Raw genomic sequence first — 24,853 nt, forward strand, 5'->3', positions numbered from 1 at the left:
GGCCTTGCCCCTGTGAGAGTAGGACGTCGCCAAGCAATTAAAGCACGAGTCAATTGACTCGTGCTTTTTATGTTTTAAGGTAAAAAGACAATAAAAGCATTGTAGAAGAAAGTTTAATTTCATTATTTGGATGACAAACACACTGCCCAGTTAGGATTCATATCATACATATATAACGAAACGATGTATATTTTCCGGAAAAGTGTCAAGGAATAGGAGTAAGTATATTTTAATTCAAAATAGAAGGGGGGAAATATCCTACATCATTTTCATTTAGAGGAAAGTGATTAGGATAAAGATATGGAAACAAAACATGAGGTTTGCATTATATGTGAGAATAGGAAAGATGATGGTATACATGTACACACGAGTTTTATATGTGATACTTGTGAGCGGGAGATGGTAGAAACTGAAACGAATGATCCTAAATATATATACTATTTACAACAGCTACGGAAAATTCAAATATTATATTCATAAATAGGCACACATGCCTATTATTTTTTTTGTCCTAATATCTCTGTATAATAAGTAGAGAATGAAGAGTAAGGAAGAGATGAACATGGATCAAAATCGAATACCGTTATATGAAGCGTTAATCCAGTTTAAAGATAAAAAGCCACTATCTTTACATGTTCCAGGACATAAGAATGGTTTGAATTTTCCGGAGCAGGCACAAGCCGGTTTTAGTGATGTACTTTCTATCGATGTAACAGAATTAGCAGGATTAGATGATTTGCATAGTCCGTTTGAATGTATAGATGAAGCACAGCAATTGCTTGCTGATGTATATGGTGTAAAAAAGAGTTATTTTTTAATTAATGGTTCTACAGTCGGGAATTTGGCAATGATTTTATCATGCTGTGAGGAGCATGATATTGTCCTTGTACAAAGAAATTGTCATAAGTCTATTATCAATGGCTTGAAGTTAGCTGGAGTGAATCCAGTATTTTTAGAGCCTTGGATTGATGAATTGTATGGCGTGCCAGTTGGGGTTCAGCATGAGGTTATTAAGAAAGCTATTGAACGATATCCAGAAGCAAGAGCATTGATTTTAACACATCCTAATTATTACGGTATGGGGATGGATTTAAAAGAAAGTATTATGTGTGCACATGCACATAAAATTCCTGTTTTAGTAGATGAGGCACATGGAGCCCATTTTTGTATAGGGGAACCATTTCCTAAGTCAGCATTAGAATACGGTGCTGATATAGTTGTACACTCAGCGCATAAAACATTACCCGCTATGACTATGGGTTCTTATTTGCATATCAATAGTAATTTAGTGAATGAAGAAAAAGTTTCTTCTTATTTAAGTATGCTACAATCTAGCAGCCCGTCTTATCCAATTATGGCCTCACTAGATGTAGCTCGTTTTGCGCTAGCAAATATGAAGGAGAAGGGCTGTCATGAAATTGTGGAGTTTGTGAGGGGATTTAGGAAGGGATTGCAAAGTATTCCACAAATCGCTGTTTTACAGTATCATTTGCAGGATGAGCTCAAAGTTACGGTACAAACGCGCTGTGAGCTGTCTGGATACGAATTACAATCTATATTTGAAAAGATAGGTATATACGCAGAAATGGCTGATCCATTTAATGTTCTATTTATTTTACCATTGCAAGTGAATGAGCAGTATATAAAAGCGATAGAAGTAATACGGTCAGCATTACGTAATTATACGGTAACAGACAAGATACCATCTATTCGGTATACTTGCAAAGGGGCCTTTTCTTCTTTACCATTTACTTATAAGCAATTAGGAAAGTATAAGAAAAAAGTTATACCTTTACAAGAAGCTGCTGGGATGATTGCAGCGGATATGGTTATTCCGTATCCACCGGGCATTCCATTACTTATGTATGGAGAGGAAATTACTATAGAACACATCGAACAAATTTCTTATTTAGAAGAAACAGGTGCTCGTTTTCAAGGAAATATAAAATATATGAATGTGTATGATATAGAAAGAAAGTAGGTTTCAGGATGAAGGGATTATTTGTAACAATTGAAGGGCCGGAGGGATCAGGTAAATCGACATTAATTACAAAGTTATTACCGTACTTTGAAAAGAAAGAACAAAAAGTAATAGCAACAAGGGAACCAGGTGGTATCGCGATTTCAGAAGAGATTCGAGGAATCTTACATAAACAAGAGTATACGATGATGGAAGCACGTACAGAGGCATTATTATATGCTGCAGCACGGAGACAGCATTTAGTAGAGAAGGTTATGCCAGCCTTGAAGAAAAACTACCTCGTGATATGTGATCGTTTTATTGACAGTTCTCTTGCTTATCAAGGGTATGCAAGAGGTTTAGGTATTGATAAGGTATTTGAAATTAATCGGTTTGCAACTGAAGACTGTATGCCTAAATTGACAATCTATCTAGATATTGAACCTGAAGTAGGCTTAGCACGCATTGAAAAGGATGCTAATCGTGAAGTGAATCGTTTAGATATGGAAAGCATGCAATTTCATAAGCGCGTCCGTGAGGGGTACTTACAGCTTGTAGAGCGCTTTTCAGATCGCATAGTTGTTGTGAATGCAGATCAACCAATAGAAAAGATTATGGAAGAAGTTATTCAGCTTATAGAAAATAAATTGTTATAATAGAAGGAAAGTATAAAACAAGTGAGGTATGCATTATGACGAGGACGTGGGAGCAGCTTTCTGCTATACAACCCATTGGTGTAAAGATGTTGATGAATAGTATTGCAAAAGGGCGTATATCCCACGCTTATTTGTTAGAAGGCGCAAAAGGAACTGGAAAATATGAAACGGCAATTCAAATGGCAAAAAGTTTTCTTTGTTTACAAAGAAAAGGTGTAGAACCGTGTCATACATGTACGAATTGCCGACGGATTGATTCAGGTAACCATCCTAATTTACATGTCGTAAAACCAGATGGGTTATCTATTAAAAAACAACAAATTCATGATTTACAGGAAGAGTTTTCAAAAACAGGTTTAGAGGCAAATAAAAAGGTGTATATTATTGAGCACGCAGATCGAATGACGGCAAATGCTGCTAATACCTTATTGAAATTTTTAGAAGAACCAAGTAGCGATACAACGGCTATTTTACTTACTGAACAAAGTCATCAAATTTTAAATACGATTTTATCCCGTTGTCAAGTTGTAACATTTAGACCTCTCGCTGCAGAAGCCTTAATTGAGAGGTTACAGGCGGAAGGAGTTGCAGTTTCTTTATCTACTCTTTCCGCACAGCTTACGAATAGTTTTGAGGAAGCATTATTACTGTGCAATGATGAATGGTTTGCACAAGCACGAACTTTAGTGATAAAATTATGTGAAGCGCTCGAAAAAGATACAGCCTCTCTTTTTTTTGTACAAGAAAAGTGGGGGAAACACTTTGGAGAGAAGGAACAATTACAACAAGGTTTAGATATGTTACTCCTTATTTATAAGGATTTATTATATGTTCAACTAGGAGAGGAAGATCGTCTTGTCTTTCAGGAGCAGAAGGAGATGTTTCATTCTTTCTCCTACGCTCAAAAGCGCATTGTATCAGCTCTTTTTAATATATTAGAATCAAAAAATAGAATCAACGCTAATGTAAATGCGCAGCTTGTGTTCGAACAGTTAGTGTTGCGGTTGCAGGAGGGATGACCGTTTTGTATGATGTAGTAGGTGTTCGCTTTAAGAAGGCCGGAAAAGTGTATTACTTTGACCCGAATCAATTCGATATCTCAGAAAATGAATTTGTGATCGTGGAAACTGTACGAGGTATTGAGTATGGGAAAGTAGTTATTACAAAAAAGCAAGTTGATGAAAACGATGTTGTACTGCCGCTAAAAAAAGTCATTCGCATTGCAAATGAAAATGATCGGACAATTGTTGAAGAGAACAAACATGCTGCAAAAGAGGCGTATCAAGTTTGTCAACAAAAGGTAGGGGAACATAAGCTTGATATGAAACTTGTAGACGTAGAATATACATTTGATCGCAATAAGATCATTTTCTATTTTACAGCGGATGGTCGTATTGACTTCCGTGAGCTTGTAAAAGACTTAGCGGCAATTTTCCGGACAAGGATTGAGCTAAGACAGATTGGTGTTCGCGATGAAGCAAAAATGCTTGGTGGTATTGGTCCGTGTGGTCGTATGCTTTGTTGTTCTACATTTTTAGGTGATTTTGAACCTGTATCCATTAAAATGGCGAAGGATCAAAATTTATCATTAAATCCTGCGAAAATTTCTGGCTTATGTGGCCGATTAATGTGTTGCTTAAAATATGAGAACGACGAGTATGAAGCGGCAAAGGAGCAACTCCCTGATTTAGATCAACGTATACAAACACCGCATGGTCTTGGACGCGTCATCGGATTAAATATTTTAGAAAGATTAATTCAAGTGGAGCTAGTAGACAAGGAACGGATAGTAGAATATACGTTAGATGAATTAATTAATGAAGGGGTCGTTTCGAGTCAAACCACAGATTAATGAGGTGGGTGCTTGTGGAGAAAAAGGATATTTTTGCAGCGGTTTCCAGTATGGAAGAGCAAATTGGACATTTATACAAACAGTTGGGAGAATTAAAGCAACATCTTGCAGAGTTACTTGAAGAAAACCAACATATTAAAATGGAAAATGAAAATTTGCGACGTCGTTTTGAAGAAGTACAGAATAAGGAAAAACAAAAAACTCAAAAACGAAAAGAAATGAAACCCAAAACAGATATTGGTGAAGGGTATGATAACTTAGCCCGTCTATATCAGGAAGGTTTCCATATCTGTAATTTACATTATGGAAGTGTACGTAAAGAAGGAGATTGTTTATTCTGTCTATCATTTTTAAATAAAAAATGAAATTACCTTTCCAATATATTGGAAAGGTAATTTTTTATACATGAGAGTAAAGATAAGATGAAATAGTTTTTGCTTTTACGTAAATAGGGTAGGTTAAGTATAAGAAAGGGAATAGCATATGCACTTATATGAAGATGAACGTTTAGATTATTTACTAGCAGAAGAAATGAAAATTATTCAAAGCCCATCTGTGTTTAATTTTTCTTTAGACGCAGTGTTACTTGCAAATTTTGCATGGGTTCCGATTCAAAAGGGAAATTTACTTGATTTATGTACAGGAAATGCTGTTATTCCACTTTTATTAAGCACAAGAACGAAAGGAAATATTACAGGAGTAGAAATTCAAGAACGCTTGTATGATATGGGAATAAGAAGCGTCCAGTATAATAAGTTAGAAGAAAGAATCCAATTAATACATGGAGACTTAAAGGATATGCCAGAACAGCTTGGGCGCCATCAATACGATGTTGTAACATGTAATCCGCCATATTTTCAAACGCCAAAGGCGTCTGAGAAAAACATTAACGAGCATTTAGCTATAGCTCGTCATGAAATTATGTGCACATTAGAGGATGTCGTATATGCTAGTAGTCAGCTTGTAAAACAAGGTGGTAAGGTAGCGTTTGTTCATCGCCCAGGTCGATTACTTGATATTGTAACATTAATGAGAAAATATAAGATTGAACCAAAACGTGTACAGTTTGTATATCCAAAGGCGGGGAAAGAAGCAAATACGCTACTAATAGAAGGAATTAAAGATGGAAATGCAGATTTAAAAATTTTACCGCCTCTTTTTGTATATGAGGAAAATAATGAGTATACAAAGGAGCTTCGTTCGATTCTATATGGAGAAGAATAAACATTATTTTTATGTAGTGGAATGTTCAGATAGAAGTTATTATGCAGGGTATACAAATAATTTAGAGAAACGAATTCAAACTCATAATAGCGGGAAGGGAGCACGTTATACTCGTGCTAGGCTTCCTGTTGTTTTAAAATATGTAGAGGTTCATGAAGATAAAACAACAGCTATGCAAGCTGAATATCATTTTAAACAGTTAAAGCGAAAAGACAAAGAAGAATATATGCAAAAAGGAGAACGCTATGTGGCAGCAAAAAAGCTTTCAAGCAAATGAAAAGGGAGTCTTATATTTAGTTCCAACACCGATTGGTAATTTAGAAGATATGACGTTTCGTTCTATTCGGATATTGAAAGAGGCTGATATCATTGCTGCTGAAGATACACGGCAGACGAAAAAGCTTTGTAACTATTTTGAAATTGAAACACCGGTTATGAGTTACCATGAGCATAATAAGGGAGTAAGTGGGCAGAAAATTTTAGATAAGCTAGAAGATGGAAAAACAGTAGCGCTTGTAAGTGATGCTGGTATGCCTTGTATTTCTGATCCAGGTTACGACATTGTTGTAGAAGCTGTAGAGAAGCAATACCATGTTATTCCGCTTCCGGGGGCAAACGCTGCTCTTACAGCGTTAATTGCATCAGGATTAGAAACGAGACATTTCTATTTTTATGGATTTTTACAAAGAAATAAAAAAGAGCGTAAGGCGGAATTAGAAAAGCTTCGTTATGTTCCAACTACGATGATGTTCTATGAAGCGCCACATCGGTTAGATGATACATTAATTTCTATGAAAGAAGTACTTGGAAATAGAGAAATTGTATTGTGCCGAGAGTTAACGAAAAAATTTGAGGAATTTATTCGTGGCTCAATAGAAGAAGCAATCGAATGGACAAAACAAAATGAAGTTCGTGGTGAATTTTGTATATTGGTATCTGGATCAAAAGAGGAAGCTGCTCCAGAGGAACAATGGTGGGAATCTATATCAGTATATGATCATATCGAATATTATATAAACGAGCAAGGAATGTCTTCAAAGGATGCAATTAAAAAAGTTGCCAAAGATCGAGATTTGTCGAAACGAGACGTCTATCAAATCTATCATGTCGATAAAAAATAAGCTTCTCATAATTGAGAAGCTTATTTTGTTGCTTGAATATATTGTTGAAGTTCGTTTAAGATTTGTTCAGCGCCTTCTTTGCTTAAAATAATTTTACCTTCAGCTAAAGAAAGGTTACCATCAGATACTTCACCAGTTACTTGGCAAGTCATGTTTGGCTTATATTTTTTTAGGATGATTTTTTCGTCATCAACGTAAATTTCAAGAGCATCCTTTTCAGCAATACCTAATGTACGACGTAATTCAATCGGAATTACAACACGGCCTAATTCATCAACTTTACGAACGATACCAGTAGATTTCATATTCGTTATCCTCCTCATATTCTGTAAGTTTGCGAGTCTATATTTTAATTCGTCATTTTTCGACAAAATACCCTATGAACATATGATACCAATCATTTACATTTCCGTCAATTCTTAAATTTTATATTTTATAAAAGAATTATAGATTTTTATACTTCTTATATATAATAGAAAATGAAAGAATTACACAAGTATTTTACTGTATTTTTTAATTTTATCAATATTTCAGATAAATTATTGTATATTTTTTTGAATATGAGTAATAGATGATAAAGATAATCGAGCATTAATTCGTTTTTATGCGTCAGTTTTTGATATACTGTTTATAAATACATATGAGGTCATTTGGGAGGTTCAAAACAATGACAGAGGAAAATAAGACCTTTTATATCACTACTCCAATTTATTATCCAAGCGGAAAGCTTCATATTGGACATGCTTACACAACGGTAGCAGGAGATGCAATGGCACGCTACAAGCGCATGCAAGGATATGATGTTCATTATTTAACAGGTACTGATGAGCATGGACAAAAGATTCAAAAGAAAGCAGAAGAACTACAAGTTACATCACAAGCATATGTTGATAACATTGTAGCAGGAATTAAAGAACTATGGGAGAAAATGGACATTTCTTACGATGACTTTATTCGTACAACCGAAGATCGTCATAAAGAAGTTGTCGAAAAGATTTTTAAACAACTTGTCGATCAAGGTGATATTTATCTTGATGAATATGAAGGATGGTACTCTGTACAGGATGAAACATTCTATACAGAACACCAACTTGTGGATCCAATTATGGAAGGCGACAAAGTAGTCGGCGGAAAAAGCCCAGATAGTGGTCATGCTGTAGAACTTGTTCGCGAAGAATCTTACTTCTTTAGAATGGGGAAATATGTAGATCGACTGCTACAATTTTATGAAGAAAATCCACACTTCATCCAACCTGAATCTCGTAAAAATGAAATGATTAATAACTTCATTAAACCAGGTCTAGAAGATTTAGCAGTTTCTCGTACTTCTTTTGATTGGGGAATTCGTGTGCCAGGTAACCCAAAACACGTTATTTACGTATGGGTAGATGCATTATCTAACTACATTACAGCACTAGGATATGGAACAGATAATGAAGAGAAATATAAAAAGTATTGGCCAGCAGATGTTCATTTAGTAGGAAAAGAAATTGTTCGTTTCCATACAATTTATTGGCCAATTATTTTAATGGCACTAGATTTACCACTGCCGAAAAAAGTATTTGCTCATGGCTGGATCTTAATGAAAGATGGAAAAATGAGTAAATCAAAAGGAAACGTAGTTGATCCTGTTACGTTAATTGATCGTTACGGATTGGATGCATTACGTTATTATTTACTTCGCGAAGTTCCATTTGGATCAGACGGTGTATTTACGCCAGAAGGTTTTGTAGAGCGAATTAATTTTGACCTTGCAAACGACTTAGGAAACTTATTAAATCGTACAGTAGCGATGATTGATAAGTACTTTAATGGAGAAGTTCCTGCTTTTAAAGAAAATGTAACAGAGTTTGATGAAACGTTAGTAACGTTTGCGCAGGATACATTGAAAAAAGTAGAAGAAGCGATGGAAAACATGGAGTTTTCAGTAGCATTAAGCGCCATTTGGCAATTGGTTAGCCGTACGAATAAATATATTGATGAAACACAACCTTGGGTATTGGCGAAAGATGAGAATGATCGTGATAAGCTTGCTTCCGTAATGGCACACCTTGCAGAAATGCTTCGCCAAATGGGCATTATGCTTATGCCATTCTTGACAGCAACACCAAGTAAAATCTTTGCGCAACTTGGTCTTACAGATGAAGCACATCAATCTTGGGGTAGTCTTTCTACAATTGGTTGTATTCCAGCTGGTACGAAGGTAGTCAAAGGGCAACCAATTTTTCCACGCTTAGAGGTGGAAGTAGAGGTTGAATATATTAAAGAAAAAATGAAAGGTTCTGCTCCTAAAGTGGAAGAGAAAAAGGTAGAGGAACCGAAAACAGAAGAAATTACAATAGATGATTTCTTTAAAGTTGAATTGCGTGTGGCGGAAGTAATAGAAGCAGAGCCGGTAAAAAAAGCAGACAAACTGTTAAAGATTCAACTTGATTTAGGAACAGAAAAGCGACAAGTTGTTTCTGGAATTGCTAAATTTTATACACCAGAAGAATTAAAAGGTAAAAAAGTTATTTGTGTAACGAATTTAAAACCAGTAAAATTACGTGGTGAATTATCACAAGGTATGATTTTAGCAGGTGAAGAAAACGGAGTATTGTCGTTAGCAACAATTGATCAAAATTTACCAAATGGTACAAAAATCAAGTAATCTTGACAAAATAAGAGATGTTTCACGTGTAACATTCGTGGAGCATCTTTTTTCTTGTCAGGAATCTTTTTAAAAGTTCCTTTTTTGTATTAAGATTGTACTATTGTTGTCATTACGTTGTTAGTGAAGAGATTTTTAATTCAAATAAAAGGAGTTATTTGTTATGTTATTTGATACACATTCACATTTAAATGCAGAGCAATTTGAAGAAGATTTACAGGAAGTCATTGTAAGAATGAAAGAAGCTGGAGTTTCGTATACAGTTGTTGTTGGTTTTGATGAAGTAACAATAAAAAAAGCAATTGAACTCGCAGAAACGTATGACTTTATTTATGCAGCGGTTGGTTGGCATCCCGTTGATGCAATTGATATGACAGAAGATCATTTAGTTTGGTTAGAAGAGTTAGCAGCACATCCAAAAGTTGTTGCCCTTGGTGAAATGGGATTAGATTATCATTGGGACAAATCTCCGAAAGAAGTACAGAAAGAAGTATTTCGTAAACAAATTCAGTTAGCAAGGAAAGTAAAGTTGCCTATTATTATACATAACCGCGATGCAACGCAAGATATTGTGGATATTCTAGAAGAAGAAAATGCAGCTGAAGTAGGCGGTATTATGCATTGTTTTAGCGGTAGTGTAGAGGTAGCAAAACAATGTATCGATATGAATTTCTTAATTTCATTGGGGGGACCAGTAACGTTCAAAAATGCAAAGAAACCGAAAGAAGTTGCAATGGAAATTCCAATGGAAAAGCTATTGATAGAAACAGATTGTCCATACTTAACGCCACATCCGTTTCGTGGTAAACGAAATGAGCCAAGCTATGTGAAACTTGTGGCAGAAGAAATTGCTAACTTAAAAGGCATTTCATACGAAGAGGTCGCAAAGATAACTACAGAAAATGCAAAAGCTTTATTTGGTGTTGAATAAGAAAGAATGGGGGGTCCATTCTTTCCTTTTATCCTTTTTGTGTTGTTACCTTAGAATGAAAAGGATGCTAGAAGGACAATACAATTTAGTCAATCAGCGGATAGATTTATGGGGAAGAAAACAAGTAAAGATTAAAGTGTTACAATAAGAAGAGTAGGCAGAGGATTTTTCTCCTCTGCTTTTTAAATTGCATCAATGGGAAAATAATAATGGAAAAGTATTCGTTTTTTTGTTTTACTAAGTAGAGACGAAATGAGTGTGGAGGCAGTCATGAAAATTAAAGAGATTATCGTTGTAGAAGGTAAAGATGATACAGTTGCAATTAAGCGCGCTGTTGATGCAGATACAATTGAGACGAACGGTTCAGCAATCGGTGATCATGTCATTGAGCAAGTAAAATTGGCACAGCAAAAACGAGGCGTTATTATTTTGACGGACCCTGATTATCCGGGAGAGCGTATTCGGAAAATTATTTCTGAAAAGGTTCCGGGGTGTAAGCATGCTTTCTTACCAAAAGAAGAAGCGCTTGCAAAAAGAAAAAAAGGAGTCGGAATTGAACATGCTTCCAATGAATCCATTCGCCGTGCTTTAGAACATATTCATGAAGAAATGGAAGTATATACGAGCGAAATTAGTTGGAGTGACCTAGTAGATGCTGGCCTAGTGGGCGGAGAACAGGCAAAAAGCCGTAGAGAAAAAATGGGTAAACTATTAAAGATTGGTTATACAAATGCGAAGCAGTTACATAAACGTTTACAAATGTTTCAAGTTTCAAAAGAAGCATTTGCGGAAGCATATAAACAAGTATTACAGGAGGAAAAGAAATGAAGGATATCGCAACGCCGAATCGTACGAAAGACATTGTTGAAAAGTACGGGTTTTCATTCAAAAAGAGTTTAGGACAAAATTTTTTAATTGATACAAATGTATTAAATCGTATTGTAGATTATGCAGAAATCGGATCAGAGAGCGGGGCTATTGAAATTGGTCCTGGTATTGGAGCGTTAACAGAGCAATTAGCAAAGCGTGCTAAAAAGGTAGTAGCCTTTGAAATTGATCAACGATTATTACCAATTTTAGATGAGACGTTAGCTCCTTATGGTAATGTAACTGTTATTAATAAGGATGTTTTAAAGGCAGATGTGCATGAAGTATTTGGAGAGCAATTCGAAGAAGGACAAGACGTAATGGTGGTAGCTAATTTACCGTATTATGTTACAACACCAATTTTATTTAAGTTGCTTGAAGAACAGCTACCAGTTCGTGGGTTTGTCGTTATGATGCAGAAGGAAGTAGGCGATCGTTTAGCGGCTAAACCAGGAACGAAAGATTACGGATCTTTATCTATCGCAATCCAATACTATACGGAAGTAGAAACCGTTATGACTGTTCCTCGTACTGTATTTGTACCACAGCCAAATGTAGATTCTGCGGTTATTCGTCTTTTAAAACGTCAAAAACCGATTGTTGAAGTGGAAGATGAGAAGTTTTTCTTTGAGGTAGTACGAGCAAGTTTTGCGCAACGTCGTAAAACGTTGATGAATAACTTATCAACTAATCTAAATGGTTTCCCGAAAGATAAAGAGTTATTAGATCGTATTTTAACGGACGTAGGCATTGATCCAAAACGACGAGGCGAAACATTATCAATCGAAGAATTTGCAGCGCTGAGTAATGCGTTAGTTTCTCATAAACAATAAAGTGAAACTTTAATCAGTGGGGGGTTCTTCATCCCCCACTGATTATCAGCCCGCACCAATCGGGCTTTTACGGGCAGTTAATCCCCCACCTAACTTCTTTGCTCTTGCTGAATTTTGAGGTGGGGGGTCTTACTGCCCGTTAATGCGGGATAAAAGGACAGCTCAAGTCGAGCTGTCCTTTTTGTCACCCTTTTCACTCTAAATTCATACGTTAAAAACAGAACATGGTTAGTGAGATGGCCTAATGAGTTTGGAGGTAGGATGATGGCTGTACATGTTGGAGATTTAGTAGAACGACAGTCTTATAACCGAGATATTCTTTTTCGCATTACAGAAATAAAAGGTGAGATTGCAATATTATTTGGAGAAGAAGTCAGGCTTGTAGCGGATGCACCGCTTGAAGATTTAATTAGCATTGACCAGAGAGAGTACAAGAAGAGAGCGAAGCGTGAAAAGGAAACGATAGAGCAAACATATCGTCTGTTTCAACAAGACTATGTCTTGATGAAGCAACGTCATGAACATAATTCTACAGGTGGATATACGAGTGAAGTTAACTATTTTCAAATGCCAGGTAGGGTGTTGCATATAGATGGAGACCCATTATATTTACGGAAATGTTTAGATCTATATACAAAGATAGGTGTTCCAGTTCAAGGTGTCCATTGTAAAGAAACAGAAATGCATGAAAAGGTAGTTGATTTAATCGATCATTTTCGTCCAGATATTTTAGTAATTACAGGTCATGATGCATATACAAAATCAAAAGGAGTTATGGGAGATTTAGCAGCTTATCGTCATTCACGGCATTTTGTACAGGCCGTGCGGGAAGTACGAAAAAAATACCCATCTTTAGATCAACTTGTTATTTTTGCTGGGGCATGTCAGTCTCATTTTGAAGCTTTAATTCGAGCTGGGGCTAATTTTGCTAGTTCACCATCGCGTATTAATATTCATGCATTGGATCCAGTATATGTAGTGGGAAAGATTAGTTTTACTTCATTTATGGAGCGCGTAAACGTATGGGATGTTGTTCGAAATACTATTACTGGGCAAAAAGGTCTTGGTGGTATTGAGACCCGGGGACTTTTACGAACAGGGTTACCTTTTCAATATTATGAAGAGTAAGCAAGGTATATAGATGTACCTTGCTTTTATTATGGAAAAAGTATCAGTTTGCGTGGTAAAAGATGTACCTTAAACAAGGATTTGTAAGTGATTGGATAAAAAAAGATAAGAACGTACAGACTATACAATAATACTTTTAAAATATAGTAATTCTTCTATCTATTCGAACGCATTAGGTTCTTGCGAAGATATTGTCCGTTACATATAGGCAATGATTGGGATAGATATATCATGTATTTATGTATTCACTCTAAATTACAGCGAGGTGTAGCAAAGTATATGTCAAAACGTTTAGATGAAATAAAAAGTGAATTAGATCATCATCTTGGGAAGCGTCTTATGTTAAAGGCGAATAGTGGAAGAAGAAAAACAGTGGAACAATCAGGTGTACTAGCAGAAACTTATCGTTCTGTTTTTGTTGTACAGTTAGATCAACAGGAGGATACGCTGCAGCGTGTTTCTTATAGCTATGCAGATGTTTTAACAGAAACGGTGGAATTAACGTTTTATGATGATCCTCATAGCGAGGTTATTTTAGGATAATTACCTACTCTGTTACATATATTCCCATAAATAAAGAAGGACATTTTTTTATAAACTAATTATACCGTAGCAAAATAAGGAGGGACCCTGCATTGAGTAGACGAAGAGGAGTTATGTCAAATCAGTTTAAAGAAGAGCTTGCAAAAGAGCTTGGATTTTATGATGTTGTTCAGAAAGAAGGATGGGGCGGAATTCGTGCGAAAGATGCTGGTAATATGGTGAAACGGGCCATTGAGATTGCAGAGCAGCAATTAATGAAACAAAACCAGTAGTTGTAAGATAACTTCTATGCTACGGTAGCCGAGGAGAAATTCCTCGGCTTTTTGCACGCTAAAAGGTATCATCATTTTACATAAGTAGTTTCATTCTGAATGCTTTTCGTTATAATTAGGGAAGTGTCATCGTCTTACTATAAATTTATGGTAAAATAAACGATAAAAGATTGAGTACATAGAGTGGGTGAATAGATTGAAGCTACTAGTGAAAGCACCAGCAAAGATTAATCTGTCGTTAGATGTACTAGGGAAAAGACAAGACGGTTATCATGAAGTGAAAATGATTATGACAACAATCGATTTAGCAGATCGTTTAGAGCTAACGGAGTTATCAGAAGACCGCATCGAAATTGTATCCCATAATCGGTATGTCCCAGACGACCAGCGTAATTTGGCTTATCAAGCAGCGAAATTATTAAAAGAGAGATTTCAAGTGAAGAGAGGCGTATCTATTTCTATTGAAAAAACAATTCCAGTGGCAGCGGGATTAGCAGGTGGAAGCAGTGATGCAGCTGCTACATTACGAGGACTTAATAAGTTATGGAATTTAGGGTTAACAATAGATGAACTAGCGGAACTTGGAGCAGAAATTGGATCTGATGTATCCTTTTGTGTATATGGCGGAACAGCGATTGCTACAGGAAGAGGGGAAAAGATTGAACATATAAAGACACCTCCTTCTTGTTGGGTTATTTTAGCTAAGCCTCACATCGGCGTATCTACTGCTGACGTATATGGAAATTTACAATTAAATCGCGTTACACATCCAGATGTAGAGCAGATGGTTGAATGCATTAATAGTGGCGACTATAAAGGAATTTGTGGTGCTGTTGGAAATGTACTAGAAGATGTGACGTTTACGATGCATCCTGAAGTTGCACGCATTAAGGCACAGATGAAGCGCTTTGGTGCAGATGCAGTTTTAATGAGTGGTAGTGGACCAACTGTATTTGGATTAGTACATCATGATTCACGTATGCATCGTATTTATAATGGTTTAAAAGGATTTTGTGAACAAGTATATGCAGTACGTCTATTAGGAGAGCGAGAAACCCTTGAATAAAGACGTATAATACGTTATGATTTGTTTAGAATATTCGTGATTTGGGGTGAGAGTGTGAAAATTAGACGGAGTACAAGACTAGTCGATATGACTTACTATTTATTGCAAAATCCTCGTCAGTTAGTTTCTCTCACTTTTTTTGCTGAACGGTATCAATCAGCTAAGTCTTCTATTAGTGAAGATTTAGTTATTATTAAACAAACGTTTGAACAACAAGGGGTCGGCACATTGCAAACGATACCAGGTGCAGCAGGAGGAGTGAAATATATTCCATATATAAGTGAAGAAGAAGCAAATCTGATTATTAATGAGCTGTGCAGTTTATTTGAGAATCCAGATCGTATCCTTCCAGGTGGATACTTATATATGACGGATCTTTTAAGTAATCCACGTTATATCAATGGGGCGGGTCGCCTATTTGCTTCTGTATTTGCGAGACAGCCGATTGATGCGGTTATGACGGTAGCAACAAAAGGAATTCCGCTTGCATATGCAGTAGCAAACTATTTAGATGTACCTGTGGTAATTGCAAGAAAAGATAATAAGGTAACAGAAGGACCAACAGTTAGTATTAACTATGTATCAGGTTCATCTAAGCGCATTCAAACAATGACTTTAGCAAAACGTAGTCTTCCGGAAGGTGCTAATGTTTTAATTGTTGATGACTTTATGAAGGCTGGAGGAACAATTCAAGGCATGATTAGTATGCTAGAAGAGTTTAATGCCAATGTTGTTGGAATCGGCGTGTTAGTAGAATCAACAGATATTGAAGAAAGACTTATTAATAACTTTGTTTCTTTAATTCGTTTATCAGAAGTAGATATTAAAGAGAAAACAATTCAAGTGGAAAAAGGGAATTATTCACTTGTACCATTTGACGAAGGGCTTGTAGAAGTTAAATAAAAAGGTAAAGCATACGCTTTATCTTTTTTTGTAAATGCAAGTGCTAGTAGGCGGTAAGCCTTTTCTTATATATAAATACAATTTGAAAAAACGACATAAAACCTTTATTTTTAGATGGGAGAGAGCATCCAGCCATGCATAAAATCGGTCAGATCCTATTCCTGCCCCGTGTCAAGTGAAAAAGAGGGAAAACGAGCTCAGGTAACTTTTTGTTCTTCGTGGCAGCAACTTATATGTTGAAAAATCAAAATGGATTTATATAGCTAAAGTCTTACCGCCTACTAGCAAGGTACATTCTATTTGTTTTAGAATAGATGAACTAAGTTTGTATGGGTAAATTATTTTTGAAAGTAACAATAAAATAATAAAAGGGTGAGAAAATATGAAAGTAGTTCAAACAAATCAAGCACCACAAGCAATTGGTCCATATTCACAAGGGATTATCGTAAATAACATGTTTTATAGTTCAGGACAAATTCCATTAACAGCGGGTGGAGAACTTGTAACAGGTGATGTGAAAGTACAAACAGAACAAGTATTTCAAAATTTACAAGCTGTATTAGAAGAAGCAGGAGCATCATTTGATACAGTTGTAAAAACAACTGTATTTTTAAAAGACATGGATGATTTTAATGATGTAAACGAAGTATATGGAACATATTTTTCCACACATAAACCAGCTCGTTCTTGTGTACAAGTTGCAAAATTACCGAAAGATGTTTCCGTCGAAATTGAAGTAATTGCCCTTGTAAAATAAATCTTTGTAAGCGATAACGTCTATTAATTCTTATATTCCACTAAAATAAAAATTTTTATCTTAAAAATTTTTAAAAAATTAAAGGGAAAATAGAAAATTTGTGGAATTTATACAAACATATCGCTTATTTAGAAAAGGGTGGTGAACACAAGATGGAAGTGACTGACGTAAGATTACGCCGCGTAAACACAGAAGGCCGTATGAGAGCGATTGCCTCTATTACTCTAGACCATGAGTTTGTTGTTCATGATATTCGTGTAATTGATGGCAATAATGGATTATTTGTAGCAATGCCAAGTAAACGTACTCCAGATGGAGAGTTCCGTGATATTGCGCATCCAATTAATTCTAACACACGCTCTAAAATTCAAGATGCGGTTTTAACTGAGTATCACCGTTTAGGCGAGTTAGAAGAAGTTGAGTTTGAAGAAGCAGGAGCTTCGTAAAATTCGAATAAAAAGAGCTCGAATAAAAAGAGCTCTATAATTTTGTAACAAACTCCTGTAAACACTTACAGGAGTTTGTTTTTTATTATTTAGTTATCTGTATCAGTGCCATATGGCCTCAAAGTGAAATAGTGAGAAAAGAAAATAGGCAGAGGATAATGTGCCTGTGAAAGTTTAGTTGTTTTCATCACTGCATCCGGATAAATCGTTATTAAAACGTATAAGTCGCTGCTATGAATAATAAAAGGTGACCTGCATTCTTTTTCTCTCTTTGTTTTTACTTGGCATGGGGGCTAAAAAGGCCCTGACCGCTTCTATGCAAGGCCGAATGCTCTTTCCCACCTAAAAAAGAAGGTTTTATGTCGGTTTTTCAATTTGCACTTATATTACTTGTTTTGAATAAAATTTTCCGCTAATTAAAGCTTCACTTTATTCTCCCCTGTATATGTAAACTTCTAATTTCTTTAAAATCCTTCGAAATAGTATATCTTATTTCCTAAAAAAGATACTAAAGAGTAAAACATCTTATAAGAAGTATGGTAAAATTTAATAGTTATGCCGTGTTTCTTGAAATATATAATGATTTAGGATAATATCTTTAATGGATAAATAGGTTGCGATGGAGGGTCTATATGTCAAACAGATTTGCAGTGATTCTAGCTGCAGGTAAAGGCACACGTATGAAGTCCAAGCTATACAAAGTGCTTCATCCTGTATGCGGAAAACCAATGGTACAGCATGTAGTCGATCAAGTATCTCAATTAGGATTGCAGAAACTTGTAACGGTAGTTGGACATGGTGCTGAAAAAGTACAAGAACAACTAGGGAACGTAAGTGAATTTGCATTGCAAGCAGAACAACTTGGTACAGCACATGCTGTTGATCAAGCTGCTGATATGCTTGCAAATGAAGAAGGAACAACTTTAGTTATTTGTGGTGATACACCGCTGATAACTGCAGAAACAATGGAAGCATTGTTAAAGCATCATGAAGAAGCAGGGGCGAAAGCAACGGTGTTAACAGCTTACATAGAAGAACCTGCTGGATATGGCCGCATTGTTCGTAATGAAAATGGTCATGTTGAAAAAATTGTTGAGCATAAAGATGCAAATGAAGTAGAGCTAGCTATTAAAGAAATTAATACAGGTACGTATTGTTTTGATAATAAAGCACTATTTGCTTCACTTTCTAAAGTTTCAAATGATAACGTACAAGGTGAATACTACCTTCCGGATGTTATTGAAATTTTGAAAAATGAAGGTCATATTGTATCAGCTTATCAAACGGAGCATTTCGATGAAACGTTAGGTGTTAACGACAGAGTCGCTCTATCGCAAGCGGAAATTATTATGAAGAATCGTATCAATCATAAGAACATGGTGAATGGTGTTACAATTATTGATCCAAGTAACACATACATTTCTGCGGATGCAATTATTGGTAGTGATACAGTTCTTCATCCAGGAACGATTATTGAAGGTAAAACTGTAATTGGTTCAGATTGTGAAATTGGCCCACATACAGTAATACGCGATAGTGAAATTGGAGACCAGACAACAATTCGTCAATCTACTGTACATGACAGTAAGATTGGTACGGAAGTTTCAGTGGGCCCATTTGCACATATTCGTCCAGATTCAGTCATTGGTAACGAAGTACGCGTTGGAAACTTCGTGGAAATCAAAAAGACTGTGTTTGGTAATAGAAGTAAAGCTTCACACTTAAGTTATATCGGGGATGCACAAGTTGGAGAAGACGTGAATCTTGGTTGTGGTTCAATTACGGTAAACTACGATGGCAAGAATAAATTTAAAACAGTTATTGGGAATGGCGTATTTATTGGTTGTAATTCAAACCTTGTTGCTCCTGTAACAGTTGAGGATGGTGCTTATGTTGCGGCAGGCTCTACGATTACAGAGAATGTTCCATCAAAAGCATTATCAATTGCGCGTGCACGTCAAGTTAACAAAGAAGACTATGTTGATCAATTGCTGAATAAGAAAAAATCATAATGTGGAGGGTTAATCTAGATGTCGACTCAATATCTAAATTCTAATTTGAAAGTATTCTCTTTAAACTCTAATAAGGAACTTGCTGAGCAAATTGCAAAGCATATTGGAGTAGGGTTAGGGAAATGTTCTGTTGACCGTTTTAGTGATGGAGAAGTTCAAATTAACATTGAAGAAAGTATTCGTGGTTGCGATGTATTCATTATTCAATCTACAAGCTTCCCAGTAAACGAACATATCATGGAATTACTTATTATGATTGATGCATTAAAACGTGCGTCTGCAAAAACAATTAATATCGTTATTCCTTATTATGGTTATGCGCGTCAAGACCGTAAAGCGCGTTCTCGTGAACCAATTACATCGAAACTTGTAGCAAACTTGCTTGAAACAGCAGGTGCAACTCGTGTAATCACTCTAGATTTACATGCTCCACAAATTCAAGGGTTTTTTGATATCCCAATCGACCACTTAATGGGTGTACCGATTCTTTCTGATTACTTTGAGACAAAAGGTCTTAAAGATATCGTAATCGTATCTCCTGACCATGGTGGTGTAACACGTGCAAGAAAAATGGCAGATCGCCTAAAAGCACCAATCGCAATTATCGATAAGCGTCGTCCTCGTCCGAACGTAGCGGAGGTAATGAACATTATTGGTAATATCGAAGGTAAAACAGCAATTTTAATTGATGACATCATTGATACAGCTGGTACAATTACATTAGCAGCAAACGCTCTTGTTGAGAACGGTGCTTCTGAAGTATATGCTTGCTGTACACACCCAGTTTTATCTGGTCCAGCAATTGAGCGTATCCAAAACTCAAATATTAAAGAGTTAGTTGTAACAAACTCTATCGTATTACCAGAAGAGAAGAAAATTGATAAAGTACATGAGCTTTCTGTTGCTCCATTAATCGGAGAAGCAATCATTCGTGTTTATGAAGAAGAATCTGTGAGTGTATTATTCAATTAATTGGATAGAATGAGACGTAACCAAATTTGGTTACGTCTTTTCGTATCGTAAAAAGAAAGTAGTGGTACAAGAATGAAATTAATAGTAGGACTTGGGAACCCAGGTAGAGAATATGAATTAACAAGGCATAATATCGGATTTATGGGAATTGATGAGCTTGCAAAACGATGGGGTATTTCTTTAAATGAACAAAAGTTTAAAGGTATGTATGGCTCAGGTTTTGTTAATGGTGAGAAAGTAATTTTATTAAAGCCACTTACGTATATGAATTTATCTGGAGAAAGCATCCGTCCGCTTATGGATTACTATAAAATTGATGTAGAAGATTTTGTTGTCATGTATGATGACTTAGATATTCCAGTAGGTAAATTACGTCTTCGTATGAAAGGTAGTGCAGGCGGTCATAACGGTGTGAAATCGACAATTTTCCATTTAGGAACGCAAGAGTTCCAACGTATCCGTATGGGAATTGATCGTCCGAAAAATGGTATGAAGGTAGTGGATTATGTATTGGGACGTTTCACTGCAGAAGAGTTGCCAGAGGTAAATCAATCCATTGAAAAAGCTGCAGATGCATGTGAAGAGTGGCTAAAGAAACCATTTCTTCAAATTATGAATACTTTTAACAGTTAACGCTCTAATTTGGAATATTTTATGATGTTTTTATCCATACTAGTGGTAATTGTACACTTAGGAGGATAGTATGGAAGGACATTATTACTGTAGACATTGTGGGTGTAACGTGGGTTCCATTACTGCAGAAAAGGTATATAGCAAAGTTTTATTTCAACTAACAGAGCAAGAACGATTGGATATGATTCATTTTCATGAAAATGGAAATATATATATAAAAACAATCTGTGAGTCGTGCCAAGAAACGCTCTCATCTTATCCAGAGTATTATGAGTATGAAAAATTTTTGCAATAAAATGTTGTCGCTTTGGCGTGCCCAAAGCATTTTTCTGTTTTCTTTTTCCAAAATATTTGCATAAAAATATATTGACTTGCTCTTTATGTTGAGAGGAGTTTTGAAAATGATAGGGTTATTAGAGCAATTTTATAAAAATAAAGAAATACAATCCATTATTAATGGACTAGAAGAAGGATTGAAAGAACAGCTTGTATCAGGTATGGCAACTTCTTCTCGTTCTTTATTAATGGCTGCTTTATATAAAAAAACGAAGCAGTCACAGCTTGTTGTTACACACAACTTATTTCAGGCGCAGAAAGTATATGAGGATTTAGTATCATTACTTGGTGAACAGGATGTATGGTTATATCCAGTTAATGAGTTAATTGCGTCAGAAATAGGGGTTGCAAGTCCAGAACTGAAAGCGCAGCGTATTGAGGTGTTAAATCGTTTAGCGATGGGCGAGCAGGGCATCATAGTTGTTCCAGTTGCTGGATTACGTAGGTTTTTACCAATAAAAGAACTATGGAAGCAAAAGCAAATCGAAATTAGTCTAGGGCAAGAGATTGATTTAGATGCATTGCTTCATACGTTACATCATATTGGATATGAACGTAAATCAATGGTAGAAGCTCCTGGAGAATTTAGTTTGCGTGGGGGGATATTGGATATTTATCCATTAACTGAAGAATTACCGTTTCGTATCGAGTTCTTTGATACGGAAGTAGATTCTATCCGCTCATTCGATGTAGAAGAACAACGCTCTCAAGATAAAAGAGAAAGCGTAAAATTTGGTCCTGCGACGGAATTTTTATTTTCACAAGATGAACTAAAATTAGGGGTGGAGCGTCTTGAAGAAGGTTTAATGAAGACGATGCAAAAGCTCTCTGATGATAAAATCAAGACAGCGGTACTTGAAACGGTTAGTCGTGAGATAGAAATATTGAAAAACGGACAGACCATAGAGCAAATGTTTAAATATTTATCTATATTTTACAAAGAACATGCTAGTCTAATAGACTATTTACCTGAGAATGGTGTTGTTATTTTAGATGAAATTTCGCGTATCCAAGAAACGGCATCACATCTTGAGACAGAAGAAGCAGAATGGTATACATCGCTTCTCGGTGAAGGGGCAATTATTCAAAATTTGATATTCTCACACCAATTTGAAGAATTTCTACATCATAAAAAAAGAAGCTTTGTATATTTAACATTATTTTTACGCCATATTGCACATACACACCCGCAAAATATTGTTAATGTAACGTGTAAAACAATGCAGGACTTTCATGGGCAAATGCAGTTGTTAAAAACAGAAATTGATAGATGGACTGAAGGGAATTTTACGCCAGTTGTATTAGGAACAGATGAAGAACGTGCAAAAAAATTACAATATATTTTAAGCGATTATGATATTGAAGCAGACATTATAGAATCTACAGATATATTGCTTCCTGGTCGCCTTCAAATCGCTGTAGGTGATTTACATGCAGGATTTGAAATGCCGATGCAAAAGCTTGTTGTCATTACAGAAAAAGAGCTGTTCCATAAAAAAGTAAAAAAATCACAACGTAAGCAAAAACTATCAAATGCAGAGCGTATTAAAAGTTATTCAGAGCTAAAAGTTGGAGACTACGTTGTTCACGTGAATCATGGTATCGGTAAATTTTTAGGGATTGAAACATTAGCAATTAATGGTGTCCATAAAGATTATTTGAACATTAAATATCAAGGTAATGATAAGTTATACGTACCAATCGAACAAATTGATCAAGTACAAAAATATGTAGGATCAGAAGGTAAGGATCCGAAAGTTTATAAACTGGGTGGAAATGATTGGAAAAAGATCAAAACGAAGGTAGAGAAATCTGTACAAGATATCGCGGATGACTTAATTAAATTGTATGCAGAGCGTGAGGCTTCAAAGGGATATGCATATACGCCGGACACTGCGGAGCAGCAGGAATTTGAATCATCTTTCCCGTATCAGGAGACAGAAGATCAGTTACGTTCTATTGAAGAAATTAAGAAAGATATGGAACGTGGGCGTCCGATGGATCGACTTCTATGTGGTGATGTTGGATATGGTAAAACGGAAGTTGCGATTCGTGCGGCATTTAAAGCAATTATGGATGAAAAGCAAGTTGCAATTTTAGTACCGACAACGATTCTTGCACAACAACACTATGAAACGATTCGAGAGCGTTTTCAAGACTACCCAATTAATATTGGATTGTTAAGCAGATTCCGTACTAGAAAACAACAAAATGAAACAATTAAAGGTTTAAAAGATGGGACAGTTGATATTGTTATTGGAACACATCGCATTTTATCTAAAGATGTAACCTATAAAGATTTAGGTTTACTAATTATTGATGAAGAACAACGATTTGGCGTTACGCATAAAGAAAAGATTAAACAATTGAAAGCGAATGTTGATGTATTAACATTAACGGCAACGCCAATTCCACGTACGCTTCATATGTCTATGCTCGGTGTACGAGATTTATCTGTTATTGAGACGCCACCAGAAAATCGTTTCCCAGTACAAACATATGTGGTTGAGTATAACCCAGGATTAATTCGAGAAGCGATAGAACGGGAACTTGCAAGGGGCGGCCAAATTTATTTCTTATATAACCGTGTTGAAGATATTGAAAGAAAAGCAGATGAAATCTCTATGTTAGTCCCGGAGGCACGTGTGACGTATGCACATGGAAAAATGAATGAGAGTGAACTAGAGTCTGTCATGCTATCATTCTTAGATGGGCAGCATGATGTTCTTGTAAGTACAACGATTATTGAAACAGGTGTTGATATTCCTAATGTAAATACATTAATTGTATTTGATGCCGATCGGATGGGATTATCACAGCTTTATCAGCTTCGTGGGCGCGTTGGTCGTTCAAACCGTGTTGCTTATGCATACTTTGCATATAAGCGTGATAAAGTGTTATCGGAGGTCGCTGAGAAGCGTTTACAAGCAATTAAAGAATTTACAGAACTTGGGTCAGGATTTAAAATTGCAATGCGAGATTTATCCATTCGTGGTGCTGGTAACTTGTTAGGGGCTGAGCAACATGGATTTATTGATTCCGTTGGATTTGATCTATATTCTCAAATGTTAAAAGATGCGATTGAACAGCGTAAAGGAACACAAGGAATTGAAAATACGATCGATGTTGAAATTGATTTAGAAGTGGATGCATACTTGCCAGACGCTTATATTTCAGATAGTAAACAAAAAATCATGATGTACAAACAATTTAGAGGTGTCTCTACGATTGAAGATATTGAGGAATTACAAGAAGAAATGATTGATCGTTTTGGGGACTATCCACAAGAAGTTGGATATCTATTACAAATTGCAAATATTAAAGTATTGGCAACGAAAGAACAGATTGAGCTAATTAAACAAACAAAATTTGAAGTGACGTTTTTATTCTCTGAGCAAGCAAGCCAAAATATTGATGGTGGAAAATTATTCATGCTTGGTAATAGTTTTGGTCGTATGATTGGTCTTGGTATGGAAGGTTCTCGTTTGAAAATTGTTATGAAAACGAATGGATTAGAGACATCAAAATGGTTAACAATCGCCGAAAATTTATTAAAAGGCTTGTCTGACGTGAAAAAAGAAGTAATAAATGCCTAAAACAAAATAAAAAATGCAATTCGACGTGCATAGAAGAACTAATGTGTAAAATACTATATCTAACAGTTGGTGATTTTTACATGAACAGGTAAATT

Annotated in this window: 26 protein-coding genes; 25 read left to right on the forward strand and 1 reads right to left on the reverse strand. The window is 35.8% G+C overall.

Annotated features, from left to right (window positions below; all coding sequences use genetic code 11):
* Positions 1-300 precede the first annotated feature (300 nt).
* The 9 genes from Y7E_RS32315 (at position 301) to rsmI (ending at position 6,813) form a co-directional block, all read left to right on the forward strand.
* Positions 301-480 carry a sigma factor G inhibitor Gin gene (locus Y7E_RS32315; protein WP_081584797.1) on the forward strand — a complete coding sequence of 60 codons (180 nt, stop codon included), beginning with the start codon at positions 301-303 and terminating at the stop codon, positions 478-480.
* Positions 481-562: 82 nt separating this feature from the next.
* Entirely contained in the window at positions 563-1,981 is a 1,419-nt protein-coding gene (locus tag Y7E_RS0127345; protein WP_017154371.1) for an aminotransferase class I/II-fold pyridoxal phosphate-dependent enzyme, read from the forward strand.
* Positions 1,982-1,989: 8 nt separating this feature from the next.
* Entirely contained in the window at positions 1,990-2,616 is a 627-nt protein-coding gene (tmk, locus tag Y7E_RS0127350) for a dTMP kinase (RefSeq protein WP_017154372.1), read from the forward strand.
* A gap of 35 nt (positions 2,617-2,651) precedes the next feature.
* Positions 2,652-3,635 (forward strand): DNA polymerase III subunit delta', encoded by a 984-nt coding sequence (holB, locus tag Y7E_RS0127355; protein WP_017154373.1) that lies wholly within the window; start codon positions 2,652-2,654, stop codon positions 3,633-3,635.
* A gap of 5 nt (positions 3,636-3,640) precedes the next feature.
* A complete protein-coding gene (locus Y7E_RS0127360; RefSeq protein WP_003194202.1) occupies positions 3,641-4,468 on the forward strand; it encodes a PSP1 domain-containing protein in 828 nt (275 codons plus the stop codon).
* 14 nt (positions 4,469-4,482) lie between these two features.
* Entirely contained in the window at positions 4,483-4,833 is a 351-nt protein-coding gene (yabA, locus tag Y7E_RS0127365; RefSeq protein ID WP_000412052.1) for a DNA replication initiation control protein YabA, read from the forward strand.
* A 118-nt stretch (positions 4,834-4,951) separates the two neighbouring features.
* Positions 4,952-5,692 (forward strand): tRNA1(Val) (adenine(37)-N6)-methyltransferase, encoded by a 741-nt coding sequence (locus Y7E_RS0127370; protein WP_017154375.1) that lies wholly within the window; start codon positions 4,952-4,954, stop codon positions 5,690-5,692.
* Positions 5,679-5,969 carry a GIY-YIG nuclease family protein gene (locus Y7E_RS0127375; RefSeq protein ID WP_017154376.1) on the forward strand — a complete coding sequence of 97 codons (291 nt, stop codon included), beginning with the start codon at positions 5,679-5,681 and terminating at the stop codon, positions 5,967-5,969. The genes Y7E_RS0127370 and Y7E_RS0127375 overlap by 14 nt, the downstream gene beginning before the upstream one ends.
* On the forward strand, positions 5,938-6,813 hold the full coding sequence (gene rsmI / locus Y7E_RS0127380; RefSeq protein ID WP_017154377.1) for a 16S rRNA (cytidine(1402)-2'-O)-methyltransferase: 876 nt from the start codon (positions 5,938-5,940) through the stop codon (positions 6,811-6,813). The genes Y7E_RS0127375 and rsmI overlap by 32 nt, the downstream gene beginning before the upstream one ends.
* 20 nt (positions 6,814-6,833) lie before the next feature.
* Here rsmI and Y7E_RS0127385 read toward each other — a convergent pair whose 3' ends face one another.
* Positions 6,834-7,118: an AbrB/MazE/SpoVT family DNA-binding domain-containing protein gene (locus Y7E_RS0127385; protein WP_017154378.1), complete on the reverse strand. Its 285-nt coding sequence runs from the start codon at positions 7,116-7,118 to the stop codon at positions 6,834-6,836.
* Positions 7,119-7,480: 362 nt separating this feature from the next.
* On the opposite strand from Y7E_RS0127385, the gene metG reads away from it, so the two are divergent.
* From metG to mfd, 16 genes are all read left to right on the forward strand, one after another.
* Positions 7,481-9,463, forward strand: coding sequence for a methionine--tRNA ligase (metG, locus tag Y7E_RS0127390; RefSeq protein WP_017154379.1), 1,983 nt, complete (start codon positions 7,481-7,483; stop codon positions 9,461-9,463).
* Positions 9,464-9,626: 163 nt separating this feature from the next.
* Entirely contained in the window at positions 9,627-10,394 is a 768-nt protein-coding gene (locus Y7E_RS0127395) for a TatD family hydrolase (protein ID WP_017154380.1), read from the forward strand.
* Between the two features lie 270 nt (positions 10,395-10,664).
* Positions 10,665-11,222: a ribonuclease M5 gene (rnmV, locus tag Y7E_RS0127400; protein ID WP_017154381.1), complete on the forward strand. Its 558-nt coding sequence runs from the start codon at positions 10,665-10,667 to the stop codon at positions 11,220-11,222.
* A complete protein-coding gene (gene rsmA, locus Y7E_RS0127405) occupies positions 11,219-12,094 on the forward strand; it encodes a 16S rRNA (adenine(1518)-N(6)/adenine(1519)-N(6))-dimethyltransferase RsmA (RefSeq protein ID WP_017154382.1) in 876 nt (291 codons plus the stop codon). Before rnmV ends, rsmA begins: the two co-directional genes overlap by 4 nt.
* Before the next feature lie 264 nt (positions 12,095-12,358).
* A complete protein-coding gene (yabG, locus tag Y7E_RS0127410; RefSeq protein WP_017154383.1) occupies positions 12,359-13,222 on the forward strand; it encodes a sporulation peptidase YabG in 864 nt (287 codons plus the stop codon).
* 279 nt (positions 13,223-13,501) lie between these two features.
* The gene (gene veg, locus Y7E_RS0127415; protein ID WP_026049373.1) at positions 13,502-13,765 is read left to right on the forward strand and encodes a biofilm formation stimulator Veg; all 264 of its coding nucleotides are present in this window, start codon (positions 13,502-13,504) and stop codon (positions 13,763-13,765) included.
* 92 nt (positions 13,766-13,857) lie between these two features.
* Complete coding sequence (sspF, locus tag Y7E_RS0127420) at positions 13,858-14,037, forward strand: acid-soluble spore protein SspF (protein WP_001985066.1); 180 nt, start codon at positions 13,858-13,860, stop codon at positions 14,035-14,037.
* 196 nt (positions 14,038-14,233) lie between these two features.
* Positions 14,234-15,103 carry a 4-(cytidine 5'-diphospho)-2-C-methyl-D-erythritol kinase gene (gene ispE / locus Y7E_RS0127425; protein WP_017154385.1) on the forward strand — a complete coding sequence of 290 codons (870 nt, stop codon included), beginning with the start codon at positions 14,234-14,236 and terminating at the stop codon, positions 15,101-15,103.
* A gap of 54 nt (positions 15,104-15,157) precedes the next feature.
* Positions 15,158-16,006, forward strand: coding sequence for a pur operon repressor (gene purR, locus Y7E_RS0127430; protein ID WP_026049375.1), 849 nt, complete (start codon positions 15,158-15,160; stop codon positions 16,004-16,006).
* Between the two features lie 382 nt (positions 16,007-16,388).
* A complete protein-coding gene (locus Y7E_RS0127435) occupies positions 16,389-16,763 on the forward strand; it encodes a RidA family protein (protein ID WP_017154387.1) in 375 nt (124 codons plus the stop codon).
* Between the two features lie 152 nt (positions 16,764-16,915).
* Positions 16,916-17,209, forward strand: a complete 294-nt coding sequence (gene spoVG / locus Y7E_RS0127440; RefSeq protein ID WP_000454042.1) for a septation regulator SpoVG — start codon at positions 16,916-16,918, stop codon at positions 17,207-17,209.
* A 632-nt stretch (positions 17,210-17,841) separates the two neighbouring features.
* Positions 17,842-19,221, forward strand: a complete 1,380-nt coding sequence (gene glmU / locus Y7E_RS0127445) for a bifunctional UDP-N-acetylglucosamine diphosphorylase/glucosamine-1-phosphate N-acetyltransferase GlmU (RefSeq protein WP_017154388.1) — start codon at positions 17,842-17,844, stop codon at positions 19,219-19,221.
* A gap of 18 nt (positions 19,222-19,239) precedes the next feature.
* A complete protein-coding gene (locus Y7E_RS0127450; RefSeq protein ID WP_017154389.1) occupies positions 19,240-20,193 on the forward strand; it encodes a ribose-phosphate diphosphokinase in 954 nt (317 codons plus the stop codon).
* Between the two features lie 72 nt (positions 20,194-20,265).
* The gene (pth, locus tag Y7E_RS0127455; RefSeq protein ID WP_017154390.1) at positions 20,266-20,826 is read left to right on the forward strand and encodes an aminoacyl-tRNA hydrolase; all 561 of its coding nucleotides are present in this window, start codon (positions 20,266-20,268) and stop codon (positions 20,824-20,826) included.
* Positions 20,827-20,896: 70 nt separating this feature from the next.
* Positions 20,897-21,121, forward strand: coding sequence for an anti-sigma-F factor Fin family protein (locus Y7E_RS0127460; protein ID WP_017154391.1), 225 nt, complete (start codon positions 20,897-20,899; stop codon positions 21,119-21,121).
* A 106-nt stretch (positions 21,122-21,227) separates the two neighbouring features.
* Positions 21,228-24,758, forward strand: coding sequence for a transcription-repair coupling factor (gene mfd, locus Y7E_RS0127465; RefSeq protein WP_017154392.1), 3,531 nt, complete (start codon positions 21,228-21,230; stop codon positions 24,756-24,758).
* The last annotated feature ends 95 nt before the right edge of the window (positions 24,759-24,853 follow it).

This window comes from Bacillus bingmayongensis (assembly GCF_000299035.1).
Lineage (GTDB): Bacteria > Bacillota > Bacilli > Bacillales > Bacillaceae_G > Bacillus_A > Bacillus_A bingmayongensis.

Coding starts and splice junctions, on each gene's coding strand:
- Y7E_RS32315 (WP_081584797.1), top strand. CDS start 301: ATGGAAACAAAACATGAGGTTTGCATTATATGTGAGAATAGGAAAGAT.
- Y7E_RS0127345 (WP_017154371.1), top strand. CDS start 563: ATGGATCAAAATCGAATACCGTTATATGAAGCGTTAATCCAGTTTAAA.
- tmk (WP_017154372.1), top strand. CDS start 1,990: ATGAAGGGATTATTTGTAACAATTGAAGGGCCGGAGGGATCAGGTAAA.
- holB (WP_017154373.1), top strand. CDS start 2,652: ATGACGAGGACGTGGGAGCAGCTTTCTGCTATACAACCCATTGGTGTA.
- Y7E_RS0127370 (WP_017154375.1), top strand. CDS start 4,952: ATGCACTTATATGAAGATGAACGTTTAGATTATTTACTAGCAGAAGAA.
- Y7E_RS0127375 (WP_017154376.1), top strand. CDS start 5,679: ATGGAGAAGAATAAACATTATTTTTATGTAGTGGAATGTTCAGATAGA.
- rsmI (WP_017154377.1), top strand. CDS start 5,938: ATGTGGCAGCAAAAAAGCTTTCAAGCAAATGAAAAGGGAGTCTTATAT.
- Y7E_RS0127385 (WP_017154378.1), bottom strand. CDS start 7,118: ATGAAATCTACTGGTATCGTTCGTAAAGTTGATGAATTAGGCCGTGTT.
- metG (WP_017154379.1), top strand. CDS start 7,481: ATGACAGAGGAAAATAAGACCTTTTATATCACTACTCCAATTTATTAT.
- Y7E_RS0127395 (WP_017154380.1), top strand. CDS start 9,627: ATGTTATTTGATACACATTCACATTTAAATGCAGAGCAATTTGAAGAA.
- rnmV (WP_017154381.1), top strand. CDS start 10,665: ATGAAAATTAAAGAGATTATCGTTGTAGAAGGTAAAGATGATACAGTT.
- rsmA (WP_017154382.1), top strand. CDS start 11,219: ATGAAGGATATCGCAACGCCGAATCGTACGAAAGACATTGTTGAAAAG.
- yabG (WP_017154383.1), top strand. CDS start 12,359: ATGGCTGTACATGTTGGAGATTTAGTAGAACGACAGTCTTATAACCGA.
- veg (WP_026049373.1), top strand. CDS start 13,502: ATGTCAAAACGTTTAGATGAAATAAAAAGTGAATTAGATCATCATCTT.
- Y7E_RS0127435 (WP_017154387.1), top strand. CDS start 16,389: ATGAAAGTAGTTCAAACAAATCAAGCACCACAAGCAATTGGTCCATAT.
- spoVG (WP_000454042.1), top strand. CDS start 16,916: ATGGAAGTGACTGACGTAAGATTACGCCGCGTAAACACAGAAGGCCGT.
- glmU (WP_017154388.1), top strand. CDS start 17,842: ATGTCAAACAGATTTGCAGTGATTCTAGCTGCAGGTAAAGGCACACGT.
- Y7E_RS0127450 (WP_017154389.1), top strand. CDS start 19,240: ATGTCGACTCAATATCTAAATTCTAATTTGAAAGTATTCTCTTTAAAC.
- pth (WP_017154390.1), top strand. CDS start 20,266: ATGAAATTAATAGTAGGACTTGGGAACCCAGGTAGAGAATATGAATTA.
- Y7E_RS0127460 (WP_017154391.1), top strand. CDS start 20,897: ATGGAAGGACATTATTACTGTAGACATTGTGGGTGTAACGTGGGTTCC.
- mfd (WP_017154392.1), top strand. CDS start 21,228: ATGATAGGGTTATTAGAGCAATTTTATAAAAATAAAGAAATACAATCC.